Source organism: Pseudomonas putida (assembly GCF_005080685.1).
GTDB classification, from domain to species: Bacteria; Pseudomonadota; Gammaproteobacteria; order Pseudomonadales; family Pseudomonadaceae; genus Aquipseudomonas; species Aquipseudomonas putida_V.
Genome location: NZ_CP039371.1, coordinates 4,759,404 through 4,779,340, shown reverse-complemented (window position 1 = coordinate 4,779,340; position 19,937 = coordinate 4,759,404). Strand labels below are relative to the sequence as shown.

The 19,937-nt window shown below is 62.2% G+C and carries 17 protein-coding genes and 4 tRNA genes; 20 read left to right on the top strand and 1 reads right to left on the bottom strand.

The window, feature by feature from the left end:
* Positions 1–161: 161 nt before the first annotated feature.
* From E6B08_RS22140 to mgtE, 20 genes are all read left to right on the top strand, one after another.
* Positions 162–947 carry an ABC transporter substrate-binding protein gene (locus E6B08_RS22140; RefSeq protein ID WP_136915967.1) on the top strand — a complete coding sequence of 262 codons (786 nt, stop codon included), beginning with the start codon at positions 162–164 and terminating at the stop codon, positions 945–947.
* 88 nt (positions 948–1,035) lie between these two features.
* The gene (locus E6B08_RS22135) at positions 1,036–1,725 is read left to right on the top strand and encodes an ABC transporter permease (protein WP_136915966.1); all 690 of its coding nucleotides are present in this window, start codon (positions 1,036–1,038) and stop codon (positions 1,723–1,725) included.
* Positions 1,722–2,420 carry an ABC transporter permease gene (locus E6B08_RS22130; protein WP_136915965.1) on the top strand — a complete coding sequence of 233 codons (699 nt, stop codon included), beginning with the start codon at positions 1,722–1,724 and terminating at the stop codon, positions 2,418–2,420. Before E6B08_RS22135 ends, E6B08_RS22130 begins: the two co-directional genes overlap by 4 nt.
* A 22-nt stretch (positions 2,421–2,442) precedes the next feature.
* Complete coding sequence (locus E6B08_RS22125) at positions 2,443–3,207, top strand: ABC transporter ATP-binding protein (protein ID WP_136915964.1); 765 nt, start codon at positions 2,443–2,445, stop codon at positions 3,205–3,207.
* A gap of 100 nt (positions 3,208–3,307) precedes the next feature.
* On the top strand, positions 3,308–4,288 hold the full coding sequence (gene argR / locus E6B08_RS22120) for a transcriptional regulator ArgR (protein WP_136915963.1): 981 nt from the start codon (positions 3,308–3,310) through the stop codon (positions 4,286–4,288).
* A gap of 280 nt (positions 4,289–4,568) precedes the next feature.
* Positions 4,569–5,789, top strand: a complete 1,221-nt coding sequence (locus E6B08_RS22110; protein ID WP_136915961.1) for an aspartate aminotransferase family protein — start codon at positions 4,569–4,571, stop codon at positions 5,787–5,789.
* Between the two features lie 134 nt (positions 5,790–5,923).
* Positions 5,924–6,943: an arginine/ornithine succinyltransferase subunit alpha gene (aruF, locus tag E6B08_RS22105; RefSeq protein ID WP_136915960.1), complete on the top strand. Its 1,020-nt coding sequence runs from the start codon at positions 5,924–5,926 to the stop codon at positions 6,941–6,943.
* A 69-nt stretch (positions 6,944–7,012) separates the two neighbouring features.
* Positions 7,013–8,041 carry an arginine N-succinyltransferase gene (gene astA, locus E6B08_RS22100; RefSeq protein WP_136915959.1) on the top strand — a complete coding sequence of 343 codons (1,029 nt, stop codon included), beginning with the start codon at positions 7,013–7,015 and terminating at the stop codon, positions 8,039–8,041.
* Complete coding sequence (gene astD, locus E6B08_RS22095; protein WP_136915958.1) at positions 8,042–9,505, top strand: succinylglutamate-semialdehyde dehydrogenase; 1,464 nt, start codon at positions 8,042–8,044, stop codon at positions 9,503–9,505. It abuts the gene before it with no gap.
* Positions 9,506–9,528: 23 nt separating this feature from the next.
* Complete coding sequence (astB, locus tag E6B08_RS22090; protein WP_136915957.1) at positions 9,529–10,878, top strand: N-succinylarginine dihydrolase; 1,350 nt, start codon at positions 9,529–9,531, stop codon at positions 10,876–10,878.
* Positions 10,879–10,892: 14 nt separating this feature from the next.
* Positions 10,893–11,183, top strand: a complete 291-nt coding sequence (locus tag E6B08_RS22085) for a topoisomerase II (RefSeq protein ID WP_136915956.1) — start codon at positions 10,893–10,895, stop codon at positions 11,181–11,183.
* A gap of 10 nt (positions 11,184–11,193) precedes the next feature.
* Positions 11,194–12,201 (top strand): succinylglutamate desuccinylase, encoded by a 1,008-nt coding sequence (gene astE / locus E6B08_RS22080; RefSeq protein ID WP_136915955.1) that lies wholly within the window; start codon positions 11,194–11,196, stop codon positions 12,199–12,201.
* 263 nt (positions 12,202–12,464) lie between these two features.
* Positions 12,465–15,089 (top strand): alanine--tRNA ligase, encoded by a 2,625-nt coding sequence (gene alaS, locus E6B08_RS22075; RefSeq protein WP_136915954.1) that lies wholly within the window; start codon positions 12,465–12,467, stop codon positions 15,087–15,089.
* Positions 15,090–15,174: 85 nt separating this feature from the next.
* Positions 15,175–16,410 (top strand): aspartate kinase, encoded by a 1,236-nt coding sequence (locus E6B08_RS22070; RefSeq protein WP_136915953.1) that lies wholly within the window; start codon positions 15,175–15,177, stop codon positions 16,408–16,410.
* 166 nt (positions 16,411–16,576) lie between these two features.
* Positions 16,577–16,765 (top strand): carbon storage regulator CsrA, encoded by a 189-nt coding sequence (csrA, locus tag E6B08_RS22065; protein WP_043209419.1) that lies wholly within the window; start codon positions 16,577–16,579, stop codon positions 16,763–16,765.
* Positions 16,766–16,837: 72 nt separating this feature from the next.
* Positions 16,838–16,928: transfer RNA gene (locus E6B08_RS22060), tRNA-Ser, on the top strand.
* A 107-nt stretch (positions 16,929–17,035) separates the two neighbouring features.
* Positions 17,036–17,112 (top strand) — tRNA-Arg (locus E6B08_RS22055).
* Between the two features lie 72 nt (positions 17,113–17,184).
* A tRNA-Arg gene (locus E6B08_RS22050) sits at positions 17,185–17,261 on the top strand.
* A gap of 71 nt (positions 17,262–17,332) precedes the next feature.
* A tRNA-Arg gene (locus E6B08_RS22045) sits at positions 17,333–17,409 on the top strand.
* Between the two features lie 406 nt (positions 17,410–17,815).
* Positions 17,816–19,258, top strand: a complete 1,443-nt coding sequence (mgtE, locus tag E6B08_RS22040; RefSeq protein ID WP_136915952.1) for a magnesium transporter — start codon at positions 17,816–17,818, stop codon at positions 19,256–19,258.
* Positions 19,259–19,343: 85 nt separating this feature from the next.
* On the opposite strand, the gene E6B08_RS22035 is transcribed toward mgtE, so the two are convergent.
* Positions 19,344–19,670: an Arc family DNA-binding protein gene (locus tag E6B08_RS22035; protein ID WP_003254499.1), complete on the bottom strand. Its 327-nt coding sequence runs from the start codon at positions 19,668–19,670 to the stop codon at positions 19,344–19,346.
* Positions 19,671–19,937 lie beyond the last annotated feature (267 nt).

Genomic DNA, 19,937 nt, shown 5'->3' with positions numbered 1-19,937 from the left:
GCTTTCAAGAAATATCGACTTCCGGGCTGTCGTTAAAATGCCATTCACTCGCTCGTGGTCTGCGACCTTGGTCGATACCCCGCGGCTCGCGTTGTACCCATTCGCATGTCGGGCAGCTGTTACCCCTGCCTTGTATTGCCCCGTTACGATGGAGTTACCTGATGAAGAAGCTCGCACTGCTTGGCGCTCTGGCGCTGTCCGTGTTTTCCCTGGTATCGCAGGCCGATGAAAAGCCGCTGAAAATTGGTATCGAAGCCGCCTACCCTCCGTTCGCCTTCAAACAGCCCGATGGCAGCATCGCCGGCTTCGACTACGACATCGGCAATGCCTTGTGCGAAGAGATGAAAGCCAAGTGCACTTGGGTCGAGCAGGAGTTCGACGGCCTGATCCCGGCACTTAAGGTGCGCAAGATCGACGCCATCCTGTCGTCCATGTCGATCACCGAGGATCGCAAGAAGTCGGTCGACTTCACCAAGCGCTACTACCTGACCCCGGCACGCCTGGTGATGAAGGAAGGCACCGTGGTCGGCGATAGCCTGGATGAACTCAAGGGCAAGAAGATCGGCGTGCAGCGTGGCTCGATCCACGACCGCTTCGCCAAGGAAGTGCTGGCTCCCAAGGGCGCCACTGTCGTGCCTTACGGCACCCAGAACGAAATCTACCTGGACGTCGCCGCTGGCCGCCTGGACGGCACCGTGGCCGATGCCACGCTGCTCGAGGATGGTTTCCTGAAGACTGACGCCGGCAAGGGCTTCGCCTTCGTCGGGCCGTCGTTCACCGACGTGAAGTACTTCGGTGATGGCGTCGGCATCGCCGTGCGCAAGGGCGACACGGTCAATGCCGATCGCATCAATGCCGCCATCGACGCGATCCGTGCCAACGGCAAGTACAAAGAGATTGAGAAGAAGTACTTCAACTTCGACATCTACGGTCCAGACTCCAAGTAATACGTCTGGCTCCACCTGTGCAATGGTGCAAACAGCAGGGACGCTGAGGTTTGCACCATTTTTCATTGTCTAGGTCGAGGACCTCATCATGTTGAAAGGCTACGGGGCAGTCATCCTCGATGGGGCGTGGCTGACGCTACAGCTCGCCCTGTCGTCGATGGCCCTGGCCATCGTGCTCGGCCTGATTGGCGTGGCGCTGCGCTTGTCGCCTGTGCGCTGGCTGGCCTGGCTGGGCGATCTGTATTCCACGGTGATTCGTGGCATCCCGGATCTGGTCCTGATCCTGCTGATCTTCTACGGCGGGCAGGACATCATCAACCGGGTGGCGCCGCTGCTCGGCTATGAGGACTACATCGACCTCAATCCGCTGGCGGCGGGAATCGGTACCCTGGGCTTCATTTTCGGCGCTTACCTGTCGGAAACGTTCCGTGGTGCGTTTCTCGGTATTCCCAAGGGCCAGGCCGAGGCTGGCGTGGCCTACGGCATGAGCGCGCGCCAGGTGTTCTTCCGCATCCAGGTGCCGCAGATGATTCGCCTGGCCATCCCGGGCTTCACCAACAACTGGCTGGTCCTGACCAAGGCCACGGCGTTGATTTCGGTGGTGGGCCTGCAGGACATGATGTTCAAGGCCAAGCAGGCGGCCGATGCCACCCGCGAACCCTTCACTTTCTTCCTGGCGGTGGCCGCGCTGTACCTGGTGCTCACCAGTGTCTCGCTGCTGGCCCTGAAGTATCTCGAGCGCCGCTACTCGGTGGGCGTCAAGGTGGCTGAGCTATGATCTTCGACTACAACGTGGTCTGGGAGGCCATGCCACTGTACCTCGGCGGGCTGCTGACCACGCTCAAGCTGCTGGCGCTGTCGCTGTTCTTCGGCTTGCTGGCGGCGATTCCGCTGGGTCTGATGCGGGTGTCCAAGCAGCCGCTGGTGAATCTTGCGGCCTGGCTCTACACCTACGTGATCCGCGGCACGCCGATGCTGGTGCAGTTGTTCCTGATCTACTATGGCCTGGCCCAGTTCGAGGCGGTGCGCAACAGTGTGTTCTGGCCGCTGCTGTCCAGCGCTACCTTCTGTGCCTGCCTGGCCTTCGCCGTCAACACCAGTGCCTACACCGCGGAAATCATCGCCGGCAGCCTCAAGGCCACGCCCCATGGCGAGATCGAAGCGGCCAAGGCCATGGGCATGTCGCGCATGAAGATGTATCGGCGCATCCTGCTGCCCTCGGCCCTGCGCCGGGCGTTGCCGCAGTACAGCAACGAAGTGATCATGATGCTGCAGACCACCAGCCTGGCGTCGATCGTCACCCTGATCGACATCACCGGCGCGGCGCGTACGGTCAATGCTCAGTACTACCTGCCTTTCGAGGCTTACATCACGGCGGGCGTGTTCTACCTGTGCCTGACCTTCATCCTCGTGCGCCTGTTCAAGATGGCCGAACGCCGCTGGCTCGGCTACCTGGCGCCGCGCAAGCACTGAACGCTCTGTGAGAACCGACAGCATGTACAAACTCGAAGTCCAAGACCTGCACAAGCGCTATGGCAGCCATGAAGTGCTCAAGGGCGTGTCCCTGGCGGCCAAGGCAGGCGATGTGATCAGCATCATCGGCTCCAGTGGTTCGGGCAAATCGACGTTCCTGCGTTGCATCAACCTGCTCGAGCAGCCGCACGCGGGCAAGATCCTGCTCAACAATGAAGCGCTCAAGCTGGTGCCCGGCAAGGACGGCGCGCTCAAGGCGGCCGACCCGCGGCAACTGCAGCGCATGCGCTCGCGCCTGTCGATGGTGTTCCAGCACTTCAACCTGTGGTCGCACATGACCGCATTGGAAAACGTGATCGAGGCGCCGGTACACGTGCTGGGCGTGAACAAGAAAGAGGCGCTGGAAAAGGCCGAGCACTACCTGGCCAAGGTTGGCGTGGCTCATCGCAAGGACGCCTTCCCTGGGCACATGTCCGGCGGCGAGCAGCAGCGGGTGGCGATCGCCCGCGCCCTGGCCATGGAGCCAGAGGTGATGCTGTTCGACGAGCCGACCTCGGCACTCGATCCCGAGCTGGTGGGCGATGTGCTCAAGGTCATGCAGGCGCTGGCCCAGGAAGGCCGTACCATGGTGGTGGTGACTCACGAAATGGGCTTCGCCCGCGAGGTGTCCAACCAGCTGGTATTCCTGCACCAGGGGTTGGTGGAAGAGCGTGGTTGCCCGCGAGAGGTGCTGGCCAACCCGCAATCGGAGCGCCTGCGGCAGTTCCTTTCCGGTAGCCTGAAGTAAAGGCTGCCGCTTTGCACCAGAATAGGGCATGCTGCGCAGCGGGCGCGGCATGCTTCGGGCGCCACAGACTCGAACGACCTCAGGTTTCGGACCGTACCTTATGACCACCCAGCGAATCGGTTTTCTCATTTGGCCCAGCACCAAGCCCCTGACCTTGGCGCTGGCCGAAGAAGTCCTGCAGGTGGCCCAGCAGGTGCATCCGGAAGTGGCCTACGAACTGGTGTTCCTGCAGGCCGAACCGGCCAGCGAGGGCGCCTGGCGTTTGCCAGGAGAGCCCTGGAGTGGCCGCCTGGAGGGGTTCCAGAAGCTGTTCCTGCTGGCCGACGAGGCGCCTCTGGCGGTAGGTTCGACGCTGTCCGCCGCGCTCAAGCAGCTTGCGCGCAGTGGCTGCATGATCGGCGGGCTGTCGGCTGGGGTCTATCCGCTGGCCTTGGTCGGGCTACTCGATGGCTACCGCGCCGCAGTGCATTGGCGCTGGCAGGATGATTTTGCCGAGCGCTTCCCCAAGGTGATCGCCACCAGCCACCTGTTCGACTGGGACCGTGATCGCCTGACGGCCTGCGGTGGCATGGCGGTGACCGACCTGTTGCTGGCGGTGCTGGCGCGTGATCATGGCGCAGAGCTTGCCGGGGCGGTGTCCGAGGAACTGGTGGTCGAGCGTATCCGCGAGGGGGGTGAGCGTCAGCGTATTCCCCTGCAGAATCGCCTGGGTTCGAGCCATCCCAAGCTGACCCAGGCGGTGCTGTTGATGGAAGCCAACATCGAAGAGCCGTTGACCACCGACGAGATCGCCCAGCACGTTTGCGTGTCGCGTCGGCAGTTGGAGCGCATCTTCAAGCAGTACCTCAATCGCGTGCCTAGCCAGTATTACCTGGAGCTGCGCCTGAACAAGGCGCGGCAGATGCTGATGCAGACCAGCAAGTCGATCATCCAGATCGGGCTTTCGTGCGGGTTTTCCTCCGGGCCGCACTTCTCCAGTGCCTACCGCAATTTCTTTGGTGCCACGCCGCGTGAAGACCGCAACCAGCGGCGTAGCAGCAGCCCGTTCGAGTTGAGCTCGTCGCCTGTCGACAAGGGCTGACCTTCTCTTCCTCTGTACCGGCCTCTTCGCGCCGACCCGCCGCGAAGAGGCCGGTATCGGCAATGCATTTCTAATGTGAACACCCGTTCACCCAGCCCCCTCTCTCCCGTACACTGCGCGATTGCGACAAAGTTTGTCGCATTGCCGAAAACCTCGGTGAAACTGGGGTTTTGCGCTGTAACAAGTTGTCGCTTGGCCGCAAGGACAGGCGCGGATCAGTCCTTACAATCCCCCCATCGCTCGCCACTTCGAGGCCAGCGTTCCTCTTCAGGAGACTCAGATGTCCGTTGAGCAAGCCCCGGTGCAACGTGCCGATTTCGACCAGGTCATGGTTCCCAACTATTCTCCGGCGGCCTTCATCCCTGTGCGAGGCGAGGGTTCGCGAGTCTGGGACCAGTCGGGCCGCGAGCTGATCGACTTCGCCGGCGGCATCGCGGTGAACGCCCTGGGCCATTGCCATCCGGCGCTGGTCAAGGCCCTGACCGAGCAGGCCAACACCCTCTGGCACGTGTCCAACGTGTTCACCAACGAGCCGGCCCTGCGTCTGGCGCACAAACTGGTGGACGCGACCTTCGCCGACCGCGCCTTCTTCTGCAACTCCGGTGCCGAGTCCAACGAGGCCGCCTTCAAGCTGGCCCGTCGCGTCGCCCATGACCGTTTCGGGCCGGACAAGCACGAAATCATCGCCACCGTGAACAGCTTCCACGGGCGCACCCTGTTCACCGTCAGCGTCGGTGGCCAACCCAAGTACTCCGACGGTTTCGGGCCGAAGATCACCGGCATCAGCCATGTGCCGTACAACGACCTGGAAGCCCTAAAGGCGCAGATTTCCGACAAGACTTGCGCGGTGGTGATCGAGCCGATCCAGGGCGAGAGCGGCGTGGTGCCGGCCGACAAGGCCTACCTGGAAGGCGCCCGCAAGCTGTGCGACGAGCACAATGCCCTGCTGATCTTCGATGAAGTGCAGACTGGCGTTGGCCGCACCGGTTCGCTGTATGCCTATCAGCACTACGGCGTGACCCCCGACATCCTCACCAGTGCCAAGAGCCTGGGTGGCGGCTTCCCGATCGGCGCCATGCTCACCACCAGCGAACTGGCCAAGCATTTCGTCCCCGGTACCCACGGCACCACCTATGGCGGCAACCCGCTGGGTTGCGCGGTAGCCTGCGCGGTACTGGATGTGATCAACACCCCCGAGACCCTGACTGGCATCAAGGCCAAGCACGAGCGCTTCAAGGCTCGCCTGGAGCGGATCGGCCAGCAGTACAACCTGTTCTCCCTGGTGCGTGGTGTCGGCCTGCTGATCGGCTGCGTGCTGACCGAAGCCTGGCAGGGCAAGGCCAAGGACGTGCTCAACGCCGCCGAGCAGGAAGGCGTGATGGTGCTGCAGGCAGGCCCGGATGTGGTGCGCTTCGCCCCGAGCCTAGTGGTCGAGGATGCTGACATCGATGAAGGCCTGGACCGCTTCGAGCGCGCCGTGGCCAAGCTGGTTCAAGGCTGATGCCTGTTCGCCGGCGCCTTAGGGGGGCCGGCGATACCGATTTCCAGAGTGGGTGCGTGTTGGCAGGTTGCTGCCGCACCCGCCGTTTTTCCGTGTCGAGTCTTTCGGCACGCTGACCCGAAAGGAGTGACACCATGCTGGTGATGCGCCCCGCGCAAATGGCTGATCTGAACGATGTGCAGCGCATGGCTGCCGACAGCCCCATTGGTGTCACCTCGCTGCCGGACGATACCGCCCGGCTGGGCGACAAGATCGCCGCCTCGGAAACTTCCTTCGCCGCCGAAGTCATTTTCAACGGTGAAGAAACCTATTTTTTCGTGCTCGAGGACAGCGAGACCGGCAAGCTCGCCGGTTGCTCCGCCATCGTCGCCTCGGCGGGTTATTCCGAGCCGTTCTACAGCTTTCGTAACGAAACCTTCGTGCATGCCTCTCGCGAGCTGAAGATCCACAACAAGATCCATGTGCTATCGCTGTGCCATGACCTCACCGGCAACAGTCTCCTGACCAGCTTCTACGTATTGCCGGAGCTGGTGGGCAGTGGCTGGGCCGAGCTCAATTCCCGCGGACGCTTGCTGTTCATGGCCTCGCATCCGGAGCGTTTCGCCGATTCGGTGGTCACCGAGATCGTCGGCTACAGCGACGAGCAGGGCGAGTCGCCATTCTGGGATGCCATCGGGCGCAACTTCTTCGACCTCAACTATGCCGATGCCGAGCGCCTGTGTGGGCTTAAGAGCCGCACCTTCCTCGCCGAGCTGATGCCGCACTACCCGATCTACGTGCCGCTGCTGCCGGACGCGGCCCAGGAAGCCATGGGCCAGGTGCACCCGCGTGCGCAGATCACCTTCGACATCCTCATGCGCGACGGCTTCGAAACCGAGCACTACATCGACATCTTCGACGGCGGTCCGACCCTGCATGCGCGTACCTCGGGCATCCGCTCGATCGCCCAGAGTCGCGTAGTACCGGTCAAGCTCGAGGATGCGCCGAGCAAGGGCGGCCGGCCGTACCTGGTGTGCAACGGCTTGTTGCAGGACTACCGCGCCGTACTGCTGGAGCTCGACTGGGTGCCGGGCAAACCGGTCAGCCTCGACAGCGCTGCGGCCGAGGCGCTGGGAGTGGGCGAGGGTGCCAGCGTGCGCCTGGTCGCGGTCTGATATCGGGTCGTCGGTGCCCCAGGTATAGAGAGTTTCGCGCTGGCGAAAAGCCGCGCACAAGGAGATAGCATGATCGTTCGTCCTGTACGCAGCAGCGATTTACCCGCGCTGATCGAATTGGCACGCAGCACCGGCACCACCGGGTTGACCTCCCTGCCGGCCAACGAGGAGCGCCTCGGCCATCGCGTAGGCTGGGCCGAGAAGAGCTTCCGTGGCGAGGCCGAGCGCGGCGACACCGACTATCTGTTCGTGCTGGAGAACGACGAGGGCCTGGTGGTCGGCATCAGTGCCATCGCCGGCGCCGTGGGCCTGCGCGAGCCTTGGTACAACTACCGGGTCGGCCTTACCGTCAGCGCCTCCCAGGAGCTGAACATCTACCGTGAGATCCCGACCCTGTTCCTGGCCAACGATCTGACCGGCAACTCCGAGCTGTGCTCGTTGTTCCTGCGCAGCGATCACCGCTGCGGGCTCAACGGTCGGCTGCTGTCGCGGGCGCGGATGCTGTTCATCGCCGAGTTCCCCGAGTTGTTCGGCAACAAGATCATCGCCGAGATGCGCGGCATGTCCGACGAGCATGGCCGCTCGCCGTTCTGGGAGAGCCTGGGCAGGCACTTCTTCAGGATGGAATTCAGCCAGGCCGACTACCTGACCGGCGTGGGTAACAAGTCGTTCATCGCCGAGCTGATGCCCAAGTTCCCGCTGTACACCTGCTTCCTCTCCGAGGCTGCGCGCAGCGTGATCGGGCGCGTGCACACCGATACCGAGCCTGCGCTGGCGATGCTCAAGCAGGAAGGCTTCAGCTACCAGGGCTATGTCGATATCTTCGACGCCGGCCCCGCCATCGAGTGCGAGACCGCCAAGGTCCGCGCGGTGCGTGACAGCCAGACCCTGGTGCTGGCCGTGGGCACACCGGGCGACGATGCCACGCCGTACATCATCCATAACCGCAAGCGCGACGACTGCCGCATCACCGCAGCACCGGCTCGCCTGGCCGCCGGTACCTTGGTGGTCGACCCGGCGACCGCCAAGCGCCTGCGCATGGGCGCGGGCGACAACGTGCGGGCCGTGCCGCTTTCAGCGAGCCGGGAGGGTCAGTAAATGTCCACCCACTACATCGCAGGCCAGTGGCAGGCAGGGCAGGGCGTCGCCTTGCAGTCGTTGAATCCGGTCAGCCAGGCGCTGGTCTGGCAGGGGCAGGGCGCAGACGCCGCCCAGGTCGAGGCGGCCGTGCAGGCTGCACGTCATGCGTTCCCGGCCTGGGCGCAACTGAGCCTGGAGGCGCGTATCGCCGTGCTCGAAGCGTTTGCCGAGCAGCTCAAGGCGCATGCCGACGCATTGGCCCACTGCATTGGTGAGGAAACCGGCAAGCCCCTGTGGGAAGCGGCGACCGAAGTCACCAGCATGGTCAACAAGGTGGCGATCTCGGTGCAGAGCTACCGCGAGCGCACCGGTGAGAAAAGCGGCCCGCTCGGCGATGCCAGCGCCGTGCTGCGGCACAAGCCACATGGCGTGGTGGCCGTGTTCGGCCCGTACAACTTCCCCGGCCATCTGCCCAACGGGCACATCGTGCCGGCATTGCTGGCCGGCAATTGCGTGGTGTTCAAACCTAGCGAGCTGACGCCCAAGGTCGCCGAGCTGACGGTCAATTGCTGGATTGCCGCTGGTTTGCCGGCCGGCGTGCTCAATCTGGTCCAGGGTGCCCGTGAGACCGGCATGGCGCTGGCGGCCAACCCTGGTATCGACGGCCTGTTCTTCACCGGCTCCAGCCGCACCGGTAATCTGCTGCACCAGCAATTCGCCGGGCGTCCGGACAAGATCCTCGCCCTGGAGATGGGCGGCAACAACCCGTTGCTGGTCGATCAGGTCAAGGATATCGACGCGGCGGTGTATACCATCATTCAGTCGGCGTTCATTTCCGCTGGCCAGCGTTGTACTTGCGCACGTCGCCTGCTGGTTCCGCAGGGGAGCTGGGGCGATGCCTTGCTGACCCGGTTGGTCGAGGTATGCCGCAGTATCACGGTGGGCGCCTTCGACCAGCAGCCCGCGCCATTCATGGGCTCGGTGATCTCGCTGGAGGCTGCCCGGGCATTGCTCGCGGCCCAGGCCGACTTGCTGGGCAAAGGCGGGCTGGCATTGCTGGCGATGACCCAGCCGCAGGCCGATGCCGCCCTGCTGACACCCGGGATCGTCGATGTCAGTGGCGTGGCCGAGCGCCCCGACGAGGAATTCTTCGGCCCCTTGCTGCAGGTGATCCGCTACAGCGACTTCGACGCTGCGATCGATGAGGCCAACGATACCCAGTACGGCCTCGCCGCCGGGCTGCTTTCCGATTCGCATGCCCGTTACCAGTACTTCTGGCTGCGCAGTCGCGCCGGCATCGTCAACTGGAACAAGCAACTGACCGGTGCTGCCAGCAGCGCGCCGTTCGGTGGCGTGGGCGCCAGCGGCAACCACCGTGCCAGCGCCTACTACGCCGCCGACTACTGCGCCTACCCCGTGGCTTCGCTGGAGGCTGCCAGCCTTGCCCTGCCGGCGACCCTGACGCCGGGCATCACCCTATAACAACAGGTCCCGGAGCCTTGCCGATGAGATCCTACGAAGTAAATTTTGATGGCCTGGTAGGGCCCACCCACAACTATGGCGGCCTGTCCTACGGCAACGTGGCCTCGCAGAGCAATAGCCAGCAGGCCTCAAACCCCCGTGAGGCCGCGCGTCAGGGCCTGGCGAAGATGAAGGCCCTGGTCGACATGGGCTTCAAGCAGGGCGTGATCGCCCCTCAGGAGCGCCCAGACGTGGCTGCCCTGCGTCGCCTGGGCTTCGCCGGGAGCGATGGCGAAGTCATCCAGCGTGCCGCGCGCGAGGCCATGCCACTGCTGGTCGCCAGCTGCTCGGCGTCGAGCATGTGGGTGGCCAACGCCGCTACCGTGAGCCCCAGCGCCGACACGGCCGATGGGCGCGTGCACTTCACCGCCGCCAACCTCAACTGCAAATACCACCGCAGCATCGAGCACCCCACTACAAGCCGCGTATTGGCGGCGATGTTCGCCGATGACCGGCACTTCGCCCACCACCCGGCATTGCCGGCGGTGGCGCAGTTCGGTGACGAAGGAGCGGCCAACCACACGCGTTTCTGTCGCGAATACGGCGAGCCTGGGGTGGAGTTCTTCGTCTATGGGCGCAGCGCCTTCGACAGTCGCTACCCGGCGCCGCAAAAGTACCCGGCGCGCCAGACCCTCGAAGCCTCCCAGGCCGTGGCCAGGCTGCATGGCCTGCGCGACGATGGGGTGGTCTACGCTCAACAGAACCCGGCCGTGATCGACCAGGGCGTATTCCACAACGATGTGATTTCGGTGGGTAACGGTGAGGTGCTGTTCCACCACGAGGACGCTTTCCTCGACAGCGATGCGGTGCTCGGCCAACTGCAGGCTAAACTGGCCAACAAGGGTGGCCGTTTCCAGGCCATCCAGGTACCTCGGGCGGCGGTGGCGGTGGAGGACGCGGTGCGCTCCTACCTGTTCAACAGCCAACTGCTCAGCCGCGACGATGGCTCGATGTTGCTGGTGGTGCCGGAAGAGTGCCGTAACAACGAACGGGTCTGGCAGTACCTGGAGCAGTTGACTCGCCAGGGCGGTCCGGTGTGCGAGGTCAAGGTGTTCGACCTCAAGCAGAGCATGCAGAACGGTGGTGGGCCGGCTTGCCTGCGTTTGCGGGTGGCGTTGAAGGAATCCGAACTGGCAGCGGTCAATCCAGGCGTTATCATGACCGCGCCACTGTACGAGACGCTCGTGCAGTGGGTCGACAAGCACTACCGCGACCGCCTCGGCGAAGCGGACCTTGCCGACCCGCAATTGCTGGTCGAGTGCCGCACGGCGCTGGATGAGCTGACTCAGATACTGCAGTTGGGTTCGGTCTATCCGTTCCAACGCCAACCTTGAAGAGAGTGAATGTAATGACCGATGCCCTGCGCCTGATCCTCGAAGACCACGACGGCACCCAGCTGGAAACCTCCTGCACCCGTTTCGCCGTGGTCTGGCAAGGCAAGGAAGTATGGATCCAGCAAGATGGCCGCGGTCAGTTGCTGATCGGTGTGGATGTCGAGGAAGGCGATGTCGAGTACGCCAACCTGCTGCTGCGTCCGATGGCCACCAACCTGGTCAGCCTGCAACTGGAGATGGAACCGGCCGAGGTGGGTGAAGACGACGATCACGTCCACGGTCCGGATTGCGGCCACCACCACTAAGGAAGCGCCTATGCTCGCCCTTGGAAAACTGCTTGAGCTGACCCTCACCGATCACGAACCGGCCGAGAAGACCCAAGTGACACCCAAGGGCGTGCGTTTGCGCTGGCTGGGGGAGGGCGCGCTGGAAGTGCGGCCCCCGGAAAACCTCGACAACGGCCTGGACCTGCTGTTGTCGGCAGGTATTCATGGCAACGAGACGGCACCGATCGAATTGCTCGAGCGGCTGTTGCATGGCGTGGCCAACGGCAAGATCAAGCCCTGTGCGCGGGTATTGTTCCTGTTCGGCAACCCGGCGGCGATCCGCAAGGGCGAACGCTTCATCGAGCAGGATATCAACCGTCTGTTCAATGGTCGCCACGAGCTTTCCAGCGGTTTCGAGGCCTTGCGTGCCGCCGAACTCGAACAGTTCGCCCGGGTGTTCTTCAGCAAGCCTGAACGCACCCGGCTGCACTACGACCTGCACACTGCCATCCGTGGCTCGAAGATCGAGCAATTCGCCCTGTACCCTTATAAAGAGGGGCGCAAGCATTCCCGTCGCGAACTGGCCCGCCTGGCCGCGGCCGGCATGGAGGCGGTGCTGCTGCAAAGCAAGTCGTCCATCACCTTCAGTGCCTTCACCTACGAACAGCTCGATGCCGAGGCCTTCACCCTGGAGTTGGGCAAGGCGCGGCCGTTCGGGCAGAACGAGCAGGTCAATCTGGACAAGCTCGAAGAGCGGCTGATCCGGATCATCGAGGGTACCGAGCCTGAGGACGAGGGGTCGCTGGACGGCTTGAAGCTGTTCAGCGTTGCCCGCGAGATCATCAAGCACAGCGACAGTTTCCACCTGCACCTGCCGGCGGATATCGAGAACTTCTCCGAGCTGAGCAAGGGTTATCTGTTGGCCGAGGACCTGGCGGAAATGCGCTGGGTGGTCGAGGAGGAGGGCGCGCGGATCATCTTTCCTAACCCTAAGGTTAAGAACGGCTTGCGCGCCGGTATTCTGATCGTGCCGGATTCGGGGCAGTTGCTCGGCTGAGCAATCCCATGAAAACCTTTTAATTCACCGCCTGTTCCATTTTCCCTTCCCTTGGGCGGTAATTGGCTTGCCAGTGACGAAACCCAGGCCTTAGCATCGGCTGATGTCGGTTTCGCCTTCAACAGCCCGAAAAAGCGAGCATTCGACGCTTTCTATCGCATAAACACACTGCACCGAGACTGCAGGACCGATATAATGCGGCCCTTTGCCGTCGTTTCGTCGACGCGTTTGCCCTCTGGGCCGCCGTTTCCGTGGAAGAACCTATGAAAAGCGCAGAAATCCGTGAAGCCTTCCTTCGCTTCTTCGAAGAGCAGGGACACACCCGAGTTGCCTCCAGCTCCCTGATTCCGGGCAATGACCCGACCCTGCTGTTTACCAACGCCGGCATGAACCAGTTCAAGGACTGCTTCCTCGGTCAGGAAAAGCGCGCCTACACCCGGGCTGTCAGCAGCCAGAAGTGCGTCCGCGCTGGCGGCAAGCATAACGACCTGGAAAACGTCGGCTACACTGCGCGCCACCATACCTTCTTCGAAATGCTGGGCAACTTCAGCTTCGGCGACTATTTCAAGCGCGACGCGATCACCTTCGCCTGGACCTTCCTGACCTCCGACAAATGGCTGAACCTGCCCAAGGAAAAGCTGTGGGTCACGGTTTACGCCAGCGACGACGAAGCCTACGACATCTGGACCAAGGAAGTCGGCGTGCCGGCCGAGCGCATGGTGCGCATCGGCGACAACAAGGGCGCCCCGTACGCCTCCGACAACTTCTGGACCATGGGCGACACCGGCCCGTGCGGCCCATGCACCGAGATCTTCTACGATCACGGCGCTGACATCTGGGGTGGCCCGCCCGGCTCGCCTGAAGAAGACGGCGACCGCTACATCGAGATCTGGAACAACGTCTTCATGCAGTTCAACCGCACCGCCGATGGCGTCCTGCACCCGCTGCCAGCGCCTTCGGTGGATACCGGCATGGGCCTGGAGCGCATCAGTGCGGTGATGCAGCACGTGCATTCGAACTACGAGATCGACCTGTTCCAGAACCTGCTGAGCGCAGCGGCCAAGGCCATCGGCTGCAGCAACGACGAGCAGGCTTCGCTGAAAGTCGTCGCCGACCATATCCGTTCTTGCGGTTTCCTGATCGCCGATGGCGTGCTGCCGTCCAATGAAGGCCGCGGCTACGTGCTGCGCCGCATCATTCGCCGCGCTTGCCGCCACGGCAACAAGCTGGGCGCCAAGGGCAGCTTCTTCTACCAGATCGTCGCTGCCCTGGTGGCGGAGATGGGTGAGGCCTTCCCTGAGCTCAAGAGCCAGCAGGCGCACATCGAGCGCGTGCTCAAGGCAGAAGAAGAGCAATTCGCCAAGACCCTGGAGCAGGGCCTGCGCATCCTCGAACAGGACCTGGCCCAACTCAAGGGCAACGTGGTTCCGGGCGACGTGGTGTTCAAGCTCTACGATACCTACGGCTTCCCCATGGACCTGACCGCCGACATCGCCCGTGAGCGCGAGCTGACCATCGACGAAGCCGGTTTCGAGCGCGAGATGGACGCCCAGCGTGAGCGTGCCCGTTCCGCCAGCGCCTTCGGCATGGACTACAACAGCCTGGTCAAGGTCGACACCGCCACCGAATTCCTCGGCTACGAAGCCACCGAAGGCCAGGGCAAGGTCATCGCCCTGTACAAGGACGGCCAGTCGGTTGACCAACTGGGTGAAGGCGAGGAGGGCGTCGTGGTCCTCGATCGCACCCCGTTCTACGCCGAGTCCGGCGGCCAGGTCGGCGACAGCGGTTACCTGCAGTCCGGCGCCGTGCGCTTCGACGTACGCGACACCACCAAGACCGGTGGTGCCTTCCTGCACCACGGCGTGGTCGCCAGCGGTGCGCTGCTGATCGGTACGCCGGTCGAAGCCAAGGTCGATGCCGACGTCCAGCACGCCACTTCGCTGAACCACTCCGCCACCCACCTGCTGCACGAAGCGCTGCGCCGGGTTCTGGGCGAGCACGTGCAGCAGAAAGGCTCGCTGGTCGACAGCCAGCGCCTGCGATTCGACTTCAGCCACTTCGAGGCGGTGACGCCTGCGCAGATCAAGGCCCTGGAAGAAATCGTCAACAGCGAAGTGCGCAAGAACACGCCGGTGCAAACCGAGCTGACCGATATCGAAACCGCCAAGGCCAAGGGCGCCATGGCCCTGTTCGGCGAGAAGTACGGCGACACCGTGCGCGTACTGAGCATGGGCGGTGACTTCTCCGTCGAGCTGTGCGGCGGTATCCATGCCAAGCGCACCGGCGATATCAGCCTGTTCAAGATCATCAGCGAAGGCGGCGTGGCCTCTGGCGTACGTCGTATCGAAGCGGTGACCGGCGCCGCCGCGCTGGCTTACCTGAACGCTGCCGAAGAGCAGGTCAAGGAAGCCGCGCAACTGGTCAAGGGCAACCGTGACAACCTGATCGACAAGCTGTCGGCTGTGCTCGAGCGCAACCGCCAGCTGGAAAAGCAGCTGGAGCAGCTGCAGGCCAAGGCCGCCAGCGCCGCTGGGGACGATCTCTCCAACGCGGCCGTTGAGGTCAAGGGCGCCAAGGTGCTTGCCGCTCGCCTGGATGGGCAGGATGGCAAGGCCTTGCTGGCCCTGGTCGATCAGTTGAAGAACAAGCTCGGCCACGCAGTGATCCTGCTGGGCAGCGAGCATGAGGGCAAGGTCGTGCTGGTGGCCGGCGTGACCAAGGACCTCTCCAGCCAACTCAAGGCTGGCGACCTGATGAAACAAGCCGCTGCGGCAGTGGGTGGCAAGGGCGGTGGCCGTCCGGACATGGCCCAGGGTGGCGGCGTCGACGTCGCTGCGCTGGACAATGCCCTGGCACTGGCCGTGCCATTCGCAGAGCAGGGACTTTGAGATGAAGGGGCCGGCGGTCTAGTCGCCGGCTCCTTCATGTTGGATGGTTTTTTTGGGGCCCTGTATGGGCTGAGGCACCATTGAAATGGCGTTGATCGTACAGAAATTTGGCGGCACCTCTGTCGGTTCCATCGAGCGGATCGAGCAGGTAGCCGAAAAGGTCAAGAAACACCGTGAGGCGGGCGACGACCTGGTGATCGTGCTGTCAGCCATGAGCGGTGAAACCAATCGCCTGATCGACCTGGCCAAGCAAATTACCGATCAGCCAGTTCCGCGCGAACTGGACGTGATCGTGTCGACCGGTGAGCAAGTCACCATCGCCCTGCTGGCGATGGCCCTGATGAAGCGTGGCGTGCCGGCTGTGTCCTACACCGGCAACCAGGTGCGCATCCTCACCGACAGCGCGCACAACAAGGCGCGCATCCTGCAGATCGACGACCAGAAGATCCGCGCCGACCTCAAGGCCGGTCGCGTGGTCGTGGTGGCTGGTTTCCAGGGTGTCGATGAGCACGGCAACATCACCACCCTGGGCCGTGGCGGCTCCGACACCACGGGTGTTGCCCTGGCGGCGGCGCTCAAGGCCGACGAGTGCCAGATCTACACCGACGTCGATGGTGTCTACACCACCGACCCGCGTGTCGTGCCACAGGCGCGCCGCCTGGAGAAGATCACCTTCGAAGAGATGCTGGAAATGGCCAGCCTCGGCTCCAAGGTGCTGCAGATCCGCTCGGTCGAGTTCGCCGGCAAGTACAACGTTCCGCTGCGCGTGCTGCACAGCTTCAAGGAGGGTCCGGGTACCCTCATTACCATTGATGAAGAGGAATCCATGGAACAGCCGATCATTTCCGGTATCGCCTTCAACCGTGATGAGGCCAAGCTGACCATTCGTGGCGTGCCGGATACCCCGGGCGTTGCCTTCAAGATCCTCGGCCCGATCAGCGCTTCGAACATCGAAGTGGACATGATCGTGCAGAACGTCGCGCACGATAACACCACCGACTTCACCTTCACCGTACACCGCAACGAGTACGAGAAGGCCTACGCCGTGCTGGAAAACACCGCCCGTGAAATCGGCGCGCGTGAAGTGAGTGGCGATACCAAGATCGCCAAGGTGTCGATCGTCGGCGTTGGCATGCGCTCCCACGCGGGCGTTGCCAGCCGCATGTTCGAGGCCCTGGCCAAGGAGAGCATCAATATCCAGATGATCTCCACCTCCGAGATCAAGGTCTCGGTGGTGATCGAGGAGAAGTACCTGGAACTGGCCGTGCGAGCCCTGCACACCGCCTTCGAGCTCGACGCACCTGCCCGACAGGGTGAGTAAGTCGCTGCCAGGAGGGCGCGGCTTAGCCGCGCCCTTCGCGTTTCTGGCTACCGCGCAGGCCCTGTCCTGCCTTGCGTGATGGCCTTGGGGCCGGTGTCGTCGTCCACGACCAGGCCCTGTTCCCTACAGACTGTGGTCCCTGAATGTTTTGCGTGAGGAGAAAGCTATGTTGATTCTGACTCGTCGGTGCGCCGAGAGCCTGATCATTGGGGATGGCGAGATCACCGTGACGGTACTCGGCGTCAAAGGCAACCAGGTGCGCATCGGTGTCAGTGCGCCCAAGGAAGTGGCCGTTCACCGCGAAGAAATCTACCTGCGGATCAAGAAAGAGAAGGACGAAGAGCCAACCCTTTAATTTTTTTGAAGTTTTTTTAAAAAAAAGGGTTGCAAACGAGGGGAGCTGTGTTTAATATTCGCCTCGTGTTGCGGTGAGGTGGCCGAGTGGCCGAAGGCGCTCCCCTGCTAAGGGAGTATACCTCATAAGGGTATCGGGGGTTCGAATCCCCCCTTCACCGCCATTTTTCGTGTAGGGCGCTGTAAACGGTCAAGTTAGCTAACTCGTTGAAATTAAACGAAAAAGTACTTGGCAAAACGATTCAGCGAACTATAATGCGCGGCAAGACACGGACTCATAGCTCAGCTGGATAGAGTACTCGGCTACGAACCGAGCGGTCGGAGGTTCGAATCCTCCTGAGTCCGCCATTTAATGGGCGGTTTTGGAAAGCGAAGCAACCCATTCAACCAGTGGTAATCTGGTCTAAAACTACCAACTACGGACTCATAGCTCAGCTGGATAGAGTACTCGGCTACGAACCGAGCGGTCGGAGGTTCGAATCCTCCTGAGTCCGCCACTTTTGAAGTGGCTCTGCTTGCAAAGACGCTTCAATAAACCAGTGGTAATCTGGTCTAAAACTACCACCACGGACTCATAGCTCAGCTGGATAGAGTACTCGGCTACGAACCGAGCGGTCGCAGGTTCGAATCCTGCTGAGTCCGCCATACAATCAAGAAGCCCGCTCATTTGAGCGGGCTTTTTGTTTTTCCGTTTCGCTGAATTGTCATCGATCTGCAACTAAGCTCTCCTGTAGCTACTGAGGATGGACGGTCGGCGCCGCTGCGCGGCCTAACGCCAGCGTCCAGCCAATGTGCTTTCAACGTCACGGCAATCGTCGCACTGTTGGCTTAACGCGTTGTCACACCTTTATCGCGCAAACGATTGTTCTGGCCAAAATTTTAAGCGATCTGACCGCTAAGGCAGTGTATGATTGCGCCCGTCAGCCCCGCCGGGGCTTGTGGAATACCACCATGGACTTACCCAGTAGTTACTCCTTAACACGATTCATACAGCTTGATCTGACAGATTGATTCTCCCGGCGTGCTCCGCTGCTGGGAGTGGAGTTCGCCTATGACCGAAGTAGAAGTAAAAAAAGGCCAAGACAGCCTGCAGGATCGCCTGGCTCAGGTGGTCGATCTGCTGCAGCGCCACCGTGTCGTCGAAGACGTCACGCATCGCCAGGAAGGCCAGCATCAGGACTTGGTTGAAAACCTCGTTCACCGCCAGAACCTCGTAGAGCTGCAGCGCAAGCTCGACGACCTTCACCCCGCCGACATCGCCTATATCCTCGAAGCCTTGCCCCTGGAAGACCGCCTGACGGTCTGGCAGTTGGTGCGCTCGGATCGTGATGGCGACATCCTCCTTGAAGTCTCCGATTCCGTTCGCCAGTCGCTGATCGCCGACATGGACGATCACGAACTGTTGGCTGCGGCCAAGGAAATGGACGCCGACGAACTGGCGGACCTGGCGCCGGAACTGCCGCGTGACGTCGTCCATGAGTTGATGGAAAGCCTCGATGCCCAGCAGCGTGAGCGTGTTCGCTCGGCGTTGAGCTACGACGAGGAGCAGGTTGGCGCGCTGATGGACTTCGAGATGGTGACCATCCGCGAAGACGTCAGCCTCGAGGTGGTCCTGCGTTACCTGCGTCGCCTCAAGGAGTTGCCGAACCACACCGACAAGCTGTTCGTGGTCGATTACGAAGGCATCCTCAAGGGTGTGCTGCCGATCAAGCGTCTGCTGGTCAACGATCCGGAGAAGAAGGTGGCGGAAGTCATGGCCACCGACCCCGTGTCGTTCCACCCGGACGAAGACGCCTACGACGCGGCCCAGGCTTTCGAGCGTTACGACCTGGTCTCTGCACCGGTGGTGGACAAGAGCGATCGCCTGATCGGCCGACTGACCATCGATGAGATGGTCGACCTGATCCGGGAGGAAAGCGAAAGCGAAGTGCTGAACATGGCTGGTCTGCGCGAGGAAGAAGACATCTTCGCCTCGGTCTGGCGTTCGCTGCGCAACCGCTGGGCCTGGTTGGCCATCAACCTGATAACCGCCTTCGTGGCTTCGCGAGTGATTGGCCTCTTCGAAGGCTCCATCGAGAAGCTGGTGGCCCTTGCGGCGTTGATGCCGATCGTGGCGGGCATCGGTGGTAACTCCGGCAACCAGACCATCACCATGATCGTGCGGGCCATGGCGCTCGACCAGGTGTCGCCCGGCAACACCAGCCGCCTGATGCGCAAGGAGTTGGCGGTCTCGCTGCTCAATGGCCTGATCTGGGGTGGGGTGATCGGTGCGGTGGCGTTCTGGCTGTACGGCAGTTGGTCGCTGGGTGTGGTGATGACCGCGGCAATGACCTTGAACCTGCTGCTGGCCGCGCTGATGGGCGTGTTGATCCCGATGACCCTGACGCGCCTGGGGCGAGATCCGGCGATGGGTTCGAGTGTGATGATTACCGCGGTGACCGACAGCGGTGGTTTCTTCATCTTCCTCGGGCTGGCGACGTTGTTCCTGCTGTAGCCCAACGGCAGGGGGGCGCTGCGCCCCTGGCGACAGGTACAAAAAAGCCAGCTTGCGCTGGCTTTTTGTTTGCTCGCTGAAAGCCTCAGGAGGCGTCGGCGGCCATTTCCACATCGTGAGCGATGAGGGCCACCAGGGCGTTCTGCTGGCGGTGGGAGAGTTGGCGGAAGCGTTGCAGCAACTCGCGTTCATGCAAGGAAAGCTCTGGGCTGTCCAGGCGCATGCTCAGCTCGTCACCCAACGCACCTTCCTGGATAAGGCTCTGTTCCAGGCGCGCGATGATCTCGGAGTTCATGCTGCGGTGATGGTTGCGCGCTACCTCGGCAATGCGCTCACGCATCCCGTCTGGCAGGCGGACGACGAACTTGTCAGCGGTGCGGCTCGAATAAATAGCCTGTTTCATTGGGCGCATATAAATTGACCGGATATCTGGTTCAGGGGAAAGCGGTTCTAAAATTGGCCGCACGAGATGGAAGTACGACCGTGGCGACGACAAAATGTTCAACCGAGATGAAAAATAGGCGGTTCATTTTGCCAGGGTCGCCGTTTCATTGGCGTCAATTCTGTGACTAATAGTGAGCTGGGTACAGGCTTTTTGCCAGTACCAATTATCAGAAATGAGCACTGGTTTGAAAAGTTTCACATCAACCCGGCCTACCTTACCGTCAGCCGTTTGCCG

Coding starts and splice junctions, on each gene's coding strand:
- E6B08_RS22140 (WP_136915967.1), top strand. CDS start 162: ATGAAGAAGCTCGCACTGCTTGGCGCTCTGGCGCTGTCCGTGTTTTCC.
- E6B08_RS22135 (WP_136915966.1), top strand. CDS start 1,036: ATGTTGAAAGGCTACGGGGCAGTCATCCTCGATGGGGCGTGGCTGACG.
- E6B08_RS22130 (WP_136915965.1), top strand. CDS start 1,722: ATGATCTTCGACTACAACGTGGTCTGGGAGGCCATGCCACTGTACCTC.
- E6B08_RS22125 (WP_136915964.1), top strand. CDS start 2,443: ATGTACAAACTCGAAGTCCAAGACCTGCACAAGCGCTATGGCAGCCAT.
- argR (WP_136915963.1), top strand. CDS start 3,308: ATGACCACCCAGCGAATCGGTTTTCTCATTTGGCCCAGCACCAAGCCC.
- E6B08_RS22110 (WP_136915961.1), top strand. CDS start 4,569: ATGTCCGTTGAGCAAGCCCCGGTGCAACGTGCCGATTTCGACCAGGTC.
- aruF (WP_136915960.1), top strand. CDS start 5,924: ATGCTGGTGATGCGCCCCGCGCAAATGGCTGATCTGAACGATGTGCAG.
- astA (WP_136915959.1), top strand. CDS start 7,013: ATGATCGTTCGTCCTGTACGCAGCAGCGATTTACCCGCGCTGATCGAA.
- astD (WP_136915958.1), top strand. CDS start 8,042: ATGTCCACCCACTACATCGCAGGCCAGTGGCAGGCAGGGCAGGGCGTC.
- astB (WP_136915957.1), top strand. CDS start 9,529: ATGAGATCCTACGAAGTAAATTTTGATGGCCTGGTAGGGCCCACCCAC.
- E6B08_RS22085 (WP_136915956.1), top strand. CDS start 10,893: ATGACCGATGCCCTGCGCCTGATCCTCGAAGACCACGACGGCACCCAG.
- astE (WP_136915955.1), top strand. CDS start 11,194: ATGCTCGCCCTTGGAAAACTGCTTGAGCTGACCCTCACCGATCACGAA.
- alaS (WP_136915954.1), top strand. CDS start 12,465: ATGAAAAGCGCAGAAATCCGTGAAGCCTTCCTTCGCTTCTTCGAAGAG.
- E6B08_RS22070 (WP_136915953.1), top strand. CDS start 15,175: ATGGCGTTGATCGTACAGAAATTTGGCGGCACCTCTGTCGGTTCCATC.
- csrA (WP_043209419.1), top strand. CDS start 16,577: ATGTTGATTCTGACTCGTCGGTGCGCCGAGAGCCTGATCATTGGGGAT.
- mgtE (WP_136915952.1), top strand. CDS start 17,816: ATGACCGAAGTAGAAGTAAAAAAAGGCCAAGACAGCCTGCAGGATCGC.
- E6B08_RS22035 (WP_003254499.1), bottom strand. CDS start 19,670: ATGCGCCCAATGAAACAGGCTATTTATTCGAGCCGCACCGCTGACAAG.